Genomic DNA, 321 nt, shown 5'->3' on the forward strand with positions numbered 1-321 from the left:
ATTTCCTCTCCTCCGGGTACTTAGATGTTTCAGTTCCCCGGGTTGTCCTCCCCGGCCCTATGTGTTCGGGCCGGGGATATGCACACTGCTGTGCATGGGTTCGCCCATTCGGAGACCCCCGGGTCGAAGGATGTGTGCTCCTCGCCGGGGATTATCGCAGCTTGCCGCGTCCTTCATCGGCTCCCTGTGCCAAGGCATCCGCCGTGCGCCCGTGGTATCTTGCGGGACCGCATCGGGCCCGCGGGATATCCACGTGTCGCTAATTAAGTCAATTAATCGATATCATGAATAGCGCTCGTATGTCGCAATTCGGGTATCTCA

1 rRNA gene is annotated in these 321 nt (G+C 58.6%); it reads right to left on the reverse strand.

From position 1 onward, the window contains the following. Positions 1–225: ribosomal RNA gene (locus tag DW195_RS10275) — 23S ribosomal RNA — on the reverse strand; the annotation flags it as partial. Between the last annotated feature and the right edge of the window lie 96 nt (positions 226–321).

The organism is Collinsella sp. AM17-1 (genome assembly GCF_003470665.1).
Taxonomy (GTDB): domain Bacteria; phylum Actinomycetota; class Coriobacteriia; order Coriobacteriales; family Coriobacteriaceae; genus Collinsella.